The 6,570-nt window shown below is 38.8% G+C and carries 8 protein-coding genes; 4 read left to right on the top strand and 4 right to left on the bottom strand.

Translation table 11 applies throughout. The features are described 5' to 3' along the window. Together FE394_RS18165 and FE394_RS18160 are read right to left on the bottom strand one after the other, a co-directional pair. Positions 1-589 (bottom strand): alpha/beta fold hydrolase (locus FE394_RS18165; protein WP_319927742.1); only part of this gene is annotated, 589 nt, incomplete at its 3' end. Positions 590-598: 9 nt separating this feature from the next. Further along, positions 599-1,222: a CDP-alcohol phosphatidyltransferase family protein gene (locus FE394_RS18160; RefSeq protein ID WP_319927741.1), complete on the bottom strand. Its 624-nt coding sequence runs from the start codon at positions 1,220-1,222 to the stop codon at positions 599-601. Positions 1,223-1,564: 342 nt separating this feature from the next. On the opposite strand from FE394_RS18160, the gene FE394_RS18155 reads away from it, so the two are divergent. The 3 genes from FE394_RS18155 (at position 1,565) to FE394_RS18145 (ending at position 4,015) form a co-directional block, all read left to right on the top strand. Next, complete coding sequence (locus tag FE394_RS18155) at positions 1,565-2,251, top strand: helix-turn-helix transcriptional regulator (protein ID WP_319927740.1); 687 nt, start codon at positions 1,565-1,567, stop codon at positions 2,249-2,251. Between the two features lie 162 nt (positions 2,252-2,413). After that, complete coding sequence (locus tag FE394_RS18150) at positions 2,414-3,223, top strand: VOC family protein (RefSeq protein ID WP_319927739.1); 810 nt, start codon at positions 2,414-2,416, stop codon at positions 3,221-3,223. A 24-nt stretch (positions 3,224-3,247) separates the two neighbouring features. Next, the gene (locus FE394_RS18145; protein WP_319927738.1) at positions 3,248-4,015 is read left to right on the top strand and encodes an alpha/beta fold hydrolase; all 768 of its coding nucleotides are present in this window, start codon (positions 3,248-3,250) and stop codon (positions 4,013-4,015) included. Positions 4,016-4,133: 118 nt separating this feature from the next. Here the strand turns inward: FE394_RS18145 and FE394_RS18140 are convergent, their stop codons facing one another. After that, the gene (locus FE394_RS18140) at positions 4,134-4,715 is read right to left on the bottom strand and encodes a hypothetical protein (protein ID WP_319927737.1); all 582 of its coding nucleotides are present in this window, start codon (positions 4,713-4,715) and stop codon (positions 4,134-4,136) included. A 153-nt stretch (positions 4,716-4,868) separates the two neighbouring features. Further along, positions 4,869-5,261, bottom strand: a complete 393-nt coding sequence (locus FE394_RS18135; RefSeq protein WP_319927736.1) for a VOC family protein — start codon at positions 5,259-5,261, stop codon at positions 4,869-4,871. Between the two features lie 189 nt (positions 5,262-5,450). On the opposite strand from FE394_RS18135, the gene FE394_RS18130 reads away from it, so the two are divergent. Continuing rightward, the gene (locus FE394_RS18130) at positions 5,451-6,455 is read left to right on the top strand and encodes an NAD(P)H-quinone oxidoreductase (protein WP_319927735.1); all 1,005 of its coding nucleotides are present in this window, start codon (positions 5,451-5,453) and stop codon (positions 6,453-6,455) included. Positions 6,456-6,570: the final 115 nt, after the last annotated feature.

Genomic DNA, 6,570 nt, shown 5'->3' with positions numbered 1-6,570 from the left:
CAAGGTTTTTTATGCTCTCATTGTAAGACGCAATACGGGATTCATCGTGAGTCAGGAATTTCGCTTTGACATAGGAATTAACGAAAAAAATTCCCCGGATTTTCTGCATCAATTGCAGGCCCTGTACAGCAAAAGGGACATATAATTTGATATCAAACGCAGGTGCAGCAAGGATCATGGCTCGAATCTTAGGCGCGTAATCATGTACCCATGCCGACACTAACACAGCTCCGACACTCTGGCCGATCACCACGATATTTTCCATTGCGATGTCATGCTTAGCTGCAATAAATCTGACAAATTCATCAACATCACGAATCGATGTACCCATTGATGGACTGTAACCTCGTGGCCCTTCTGTTTTTCCGTGCCCACGGGCATCCCATGCAAACATGGGTACGTCAGGAAATCTGAGTTCGTCAACAACATGTTGAATTCTTCCTGAGTGTTCATGTCCCCGATGAAAAATGACAATGGCTTTCTCCGGCTTAGCCTGTTCTTGTGGCCAATAACGGTAAAATAGAGAAGTCTGATCTGATGTGGTGAAATAATGTTCTTCAGCAATGCGTTGATTATAAGATTGTGTCATGCTAATGCCTTAATGAGATTGTGACTGCTCAACCAGCCTGATTTCACGCAAGGATTTGACAACGCGCTGATAGCAGGTCATCAAAAGTAAAATGATCATGAAAGGAAATAAATAGTGACTCCAGATTAATGCTGAAGGAAAGAACGCAATAATCAGACCATAAGCACCGAAGACAAAGGCCCGGTCACTTTTTCCCATCGGACCGTCATAGCGTCGTGAGGCACCAATAGTTTGTGCCAGAACACCAATAAACTCCGTCAGAATGGTCAGGAATAAAATTATCAATAAACTCACGCTGCTGACATTGGGTAAAAAACAGAAGGGGAGATAGAGTGCGACATCAGAAATAATATCCCCAAGCTCATTATAGATGGCCCCCAAATGGGATTTTTGGTGGTGTTCCCGTGCCAGCATGCCATCAATTGCATTGAGTGCCATGCGAATAAAGAGAAAAACAGGTAATAACCAATAGAGCCAGGGGAAAGGCCATAGACTAAATAGAAAACCCCCCATGATTGATAAGAGCAGAGCGCCTAATGTCACTTGGTTGGCGGTGATCCCCTGTGTGTACAAAAAGGTTACGATAGGGCGTAATAAGTTTTGGAAACGAGGTTTTAGGTCGTATATGGTCATGTTGTCCTCAGTCCTTTGCCCCTTATTTTCAGGCTGAAATTTATAAGGGATGGAGGTAATCATCATTTCTGATGGGAAAAATAATAAATGGTTATTAAATAAAATGAAAGTTGTTTTATTTGGTAATAAACTTACATTTTATTTGATATATTATTTGATTGTTTTTATAAACATTATTTTTATAAACATAACATTGTTTTCATTGAATAGTGGATTCCGTGGTTTTTTCATGAAATGCTTGGCATGTCAGTGAAGATGGATGGGAATTTTGATGAAAATGAGTTTGGATTTATTACCAGATTAATTTGTGAGTGATATTTAATTAGCTTAAGGATAAATGAATTGTCTAGAGCATCGCGTTTATTATCTCTTATGGAAATATTGCGCAGTTATCACTTTCCTGTACAGGGAAAAGTGTTGGCTCAAAAATTGAACATTAGCTTGAGGACACTTTATCGAGATATTGCTACCTTACAGGCTCAAGGTGCAATCATTGAAGGCGAAGCGGGTATAGGTTATGTTTTACGGCCGGGATTTATCCTTCCGCCACTTATGTTAACGCAAAATGAAATAGAAGCTTTGGCATTAGGCGCTAGCTGGGTGGCAAAACGCACAGACTCTCAGCTAAAAACAGCCGCAAACAGTGCAATAAACAAAATTGCGGCTGTGATCCCGGCAGAACTCAAGCGATTTTTAGAGAGTAGTTCATTATTGATTGGACCTGCGTCTACGAAGGCGCAGCCCTCGGTTGACATTCAGCAGATACGGCAAGCGATCAATAACAGAAATAAAATCACCTTCATTTATCTGGATCTAAAGGAAAAACCATCTGAAAGAACAATATGGCCATTCGCGTTGGGATATTTTGAAAATATCAGTATAGTCATTGGCTGGTGTGAGTTACGAAAAGCATTTCGCCATTTCAGGTCGGATAGGATGACCGATTTGATGATAGAAAAACAGTGTTATCCTCGTTCAAGACAGTCCTTGTTGAAGGAATGGCGGGAAACAGAAAAAATACCGAATTAATTTGTAAAAAGGTGTCGGTGGAATATATTTCCGTAACTCTATTCTTATTTATGATTTTTGCTCATTAACATAATGAAAAGACTACTGACAAAAACTGTCACATCAGATTGTTATCCTGATGGCTATCAAGATTCTTAGCTATCTAATTGTTGGAGTTTTTTCATGTTAGCCTTAACTTTTTCTACATCGATAAACGCAAAACCATCTCAAATCTGGGCTCATTATGTCGATTTTGATTTGCGGAAGAAATGGGAGGTTGATCTCGAGTCTTTTGAGTTCGAAAATGAAATTAAAACAGGGCAATACGGCACAATGGTATTAACTGGTATGCCTGAAATTCGCTTCTATCTTGCGAAGATTGAAGTGAATAGAGAGTTTACCGATCAGGTTAATTTGCCACATATGGGAATGTTAACTTTCTGCCATCAAATCCTGATTGATGAAAATAGCATGGCAAACCGTATTCAGGTGACAGCCTCTTTCGAACCCCAAAAAGATATTCCCAATGTCCAAGCTGAAAATTTCTTTAAGCAGGTGACCCAAGATCTGGTTGAGACTGTATCAAGACTTAAGACAGTGGTTGAAAAAACTGAAATGGAAGAATCCGTTTCTATGAAACCTAATCTTCAATTGGTCTATTCCTCTGATATTGAGCGTTCTACAGATTTTTATAAAACAATTTTCAATGCAGAACCGATCTTCTCCAGTCCGCGTTATGTGGCATTCTCTGCTGATAAGGATGCTATTTTTGCTATTTGGCGCGGGGAGACAAAGCCAGAACGTGCTACTCAGCGATTTTCTGAAATCGGCATTATGTTACCATCCAACAAAGATGTTGATCAGCTCTTTGAAATATGGCAAAAAAATCCAGATATTGAGATTAAGCAAGAACCTTGCACTGAAGTTTTTGGTCGTACTTTCCTCGTGAAAGATCCTGATGGACATATTATTCGAGTATGCCCTTTAGATTAAATTAAATGAAGGAGATGGTATTGTATGTCCGGTTTTAATCATCAAGATGGCAGCTATTTAGAGGTTGACGGAGCTCATATCTATTATGAGTTACAAGGTAAGGCAAATGGTTATCCACTGATTTTTCTGCATGGTGGTTTACATGACATTGAGACATTTAACCGGATAGTGGATAATTTTGGTAATACTTACCAACTTATTGGAATAGATAGCCGAGGGCATGGTAAATCTACATTGGGACAAGGAAGCCTGACATATAAACGCCTTCAACAGGATATAGAAGCGATAATCAGGCATTTAAAATTAGTGAAATGCAGCATTATTGGTCACAGTGACGGAGGGATTGTTGCTTTGCGACTGGCAGCAGCAGGGAGCATTCCAATCGATAAAGTTGTGACAATAGGTGCTCATTGGACACTAAAAGCAGATGATCCAGCGAAAGAGATGTTTCAATTCATTACTGCGGAAAGTTGGCGCGCAATGTTACCTGACAGTTATGAAAGCTATCATAGATTGAATCCAAAGGCAGATTTTAATAAATTGATTAGCAGTATTATTCCTATGTGGATCGATGCGGGTGAAAGTGGTTATCCGAATCAGACTATTCGGGAAATAACTTGTGAATTACTGATCGTTCGGGGGGATAAGGATAGTTTGGTTTCTCGTATTAACTCTGTAGAATTAGCAGATCAAGTTAATCATTCTTATTTGCTAAATATCCCTTTTACAGGTCACTCTCCTCATGAAGAGAAACCGGAGTTATTAATGCCATTTTTGAATGAGTTTTTATAAATGAATTTCGCCTGATAGCAATAAACGTTTTTATTTAAAAAAGAAGCGCAAATTGTTTTCAGGCAATTTCCATTTTTTAGGATCATTATATTATATGGTAATTGTATTTTATTAAGATTTATTTAAATTTTTTAATAATAAACGACAACATTCTTTTTCGGATAAAGCCACTGGCGACTCGTATGGTCAGCCAGTAAAGAGTAAATAATTTTTTGGTTTGTTCAGTTGGGCAAAAAGCAAATGTTTCGGTTATTAATGAACGATGCCCATTAGAGTGTTCTTTAACTAAAAATCGTAATACCAGTTTAGCGGATGTATTATCATCGAAACGAATAAATGACTCCAGATTAGGTTGATGTATAATACCTAAATCTGCCTGCCAAAATCGACCAGTTAATCCAAAGGATATTTCATGATCGTTTTCTTTTAGTATAGTAAAGGTACTTAAATTAAATCTATCATTGCTATTTTTTGATTTTTTTTGAAGTATGTATCCAGGTAAATTTCTAATATTAGATAAAGTATGAATAAAAACATCATCAGATATGTCAAAGCTTTTTACCGCTTGAATCATAGATCTCGCTGGTGCGTTAACTGATTTTGATTCATGTCGTTCATGGAAGTGAAAGCAGGACAGGAAAGGGGTTGGATTTTTCCATTTCTGATATTTTTTATGACTGACTAATCCTAAGAATGTCATTTTATATTCCCTTTATTGAGAACTTTATGCCTTGATATTTAAAAATTTTGCTTTTTTGGCTATGCTACGTTCTATTTGATGCTAAAAATAAAATTACCATCAACTAAATAATAGGTCAATAGATTATTGACCAGATATTTCCTGTAATTTTTATTATTCAATAGGCGTACATAACTCTATAAGAGTCCCTTCAGGTGAACGAATATAAGATACTGTTTGTCGCCATGGTTTTTTCATTGGTTCCTGAACAGAGCTGGCACCGGCACTAATTGCATTTTGATGTGATAAATGAATGTCTTCTGTGGTAAACGCAAGTTCGATCCCAAATGGTTTTGTTTTGGCATTAGTCGGTGTGAAATATTTTTTACCAAAATTATATTCTCCAAGCGCCAGAGAAGCAAATGCCAACGTCGTGTTTCCGGTATCTAGCTCACCATAATCACCAGATGTATCTATAAACTTCTTTTTAAAGCCGAAAGATTTTTCGTAAAACTCTATTATTTCACTGACTGAATTGACGTATATAATGATATACCCTAATTTCATTTTATGATCCTCGTTGTAATCTTCGGTTATAGATATTTCAGTAAATTATCATCATGTGAATTTTATTGGCTAAAATATAGTCCATGCTAAACAAATTTCAAGTGAACAATGGGAGTGGAGTGAGAGAATATAGCGTCTTTTGTTATTCATTCAAGAGTAACGATTATATGCCTTAATGAGGAGAAATAGATGTCAGAATATTCATTGCCTGAGGAAATGACGGCGATAGCGATTAGCCATTCAGGAGAGCCGGATGTTTTGACGGCGATAAAAATATCTGTCCCAAAACTGGGTGCAGAGGAAATATTGATTAAAGTGGCTGCGGCAGGTGTCAACAGACCGGATGTATTACAACGACGCGGATACTATCCGCCACCGCCTGGTGCTTCAGATATTCCTGGCTTGGAAGTTTCAGGTACAGTTGTTGCGCTTGGGCAGAGTGTCAAACACTATGCTATCGGTGATCAAGTATGTGCTCTGGTGGCTGGAGGAGGGTACGCTGAATATTGTAAAGTGCATGAAAGTAACGCATTACCTGTTCCCAGTGGCTATAGCTTGTTGGAAGCAGCGGCATTGCCGGAAACATTTTTTACGGTATGGGTCAATTTATTTCAACGTGGCAAGTTAAAAGCAGGCGAGACAGTTTTGATCCATGGTGGTACTTCTGGTATTGGAACTACGGCCACTTTACTGGCAAAAACGTTTAATGCCCGTGTCATTACTACAGTGGGTTCCGAAGAGAAACGCCAAGCCAGTTTGGCGTTAGGCGCTGATTTTTCTATCAACTATAAAACTGAAGATTTTATCGAGAAGACTCATCAGATAACAAACGGGCATGGTGCCGATGTGATTGTCGACCTGATTGCTGGCGATTATGTGGCAAAAAACTTTCAGGCCGCAGCCACAGAAGGAAGGATTGTCCAGATTGGTGTGCAGAGCGGCAGGGCGAAAGAATTGGATTTGATGCCATTGCTGAAAAAACGTCTGATTATGACGGGATCGACGCTGCGTTCCCGTAGTGTTGAGGATAAGGCTATCATTGCGCGTGAATTACGTGAAAAAGTTTGGCCGTTATTAGATCAAGGTCTTATTAAGCCACGAATTTTTAAAACATTTCCATTGATTCAGGCGTCAGGTGCTCATGCGTTGATGGAAAGCAGCTTGCATATTGGAAAGATTATGCTGGTGATATGAGTTATAAACGGTTTTGTCGGATCTCGTCGAGGGTTCGCCCCCTCCCGTTCGGAAGGCATAAAAAAAGCCTGAACATTAGCTCAGGCTTTTTCTACAATATGGCGGTGAGGGAGGG

This window comes from Xenorhabdus littoralis (genome assembly GCF_033949345.1).
Taxonomy (GTDB): Bacteria; Pseudomonadota; Gammaproteobacteria; order Enterobacterales; family Enterobacteriaceae; genus Xenorhabdus; species Xenorhabdus littoralis.
Note: the sequence above shows the minus strand (reverse complement) of the source record. Positions and strands in the feature narration are given on the sequence as shown.

What these genes read in the sequence shown, in the direction of transcription:
- FE394_RS18160 (WP_319927741.1), bottom strand. Translation starts at nt 1,222, where the DNA reads ATGACCATATACGACCTAAAACCTCGTTTCCAAAACTTATTACGCCCT.
- FE394_RS18150 (WP_319927739.1), top strand. Translation starts at nt 2,414, where the DNA reads ATGTTAGCCTTAACTTTTTCTACATCGATAAACGCAAAACCATCTCAA.
- FE394_RS18145 (WP_319927738.1), top strand. Translation starts at nt 3,248, where the DNA reads ATGTCCGGTTTTAATCATCAAGATGGCAGCTATTTAGAGGTTGACGGA.
- FE394_RS18140 (WP_319927737.1), bottom strand. Translation starts at nt 4,715, where the DNA reads ATGACATTCTTAGGATTAGTCAGTCATAAAAAATATCAGAAATGGAAA.
- FE394_RS18135 (WP_319927736.1), bottom strand. Translation starts at nt 5,261, where the DNA reads ATGAAATTAGGGTATATCATTATATACGTCAATTCAGTCAGTGAAATA.
- FE394_RS18130 (WP_319927735.1), top strand. Translation starts at nt 5,451, where the DNA reads ATGTCAGAATATTCATTGCCTGAGGAAATGACGGCGATAGCGATTAGC.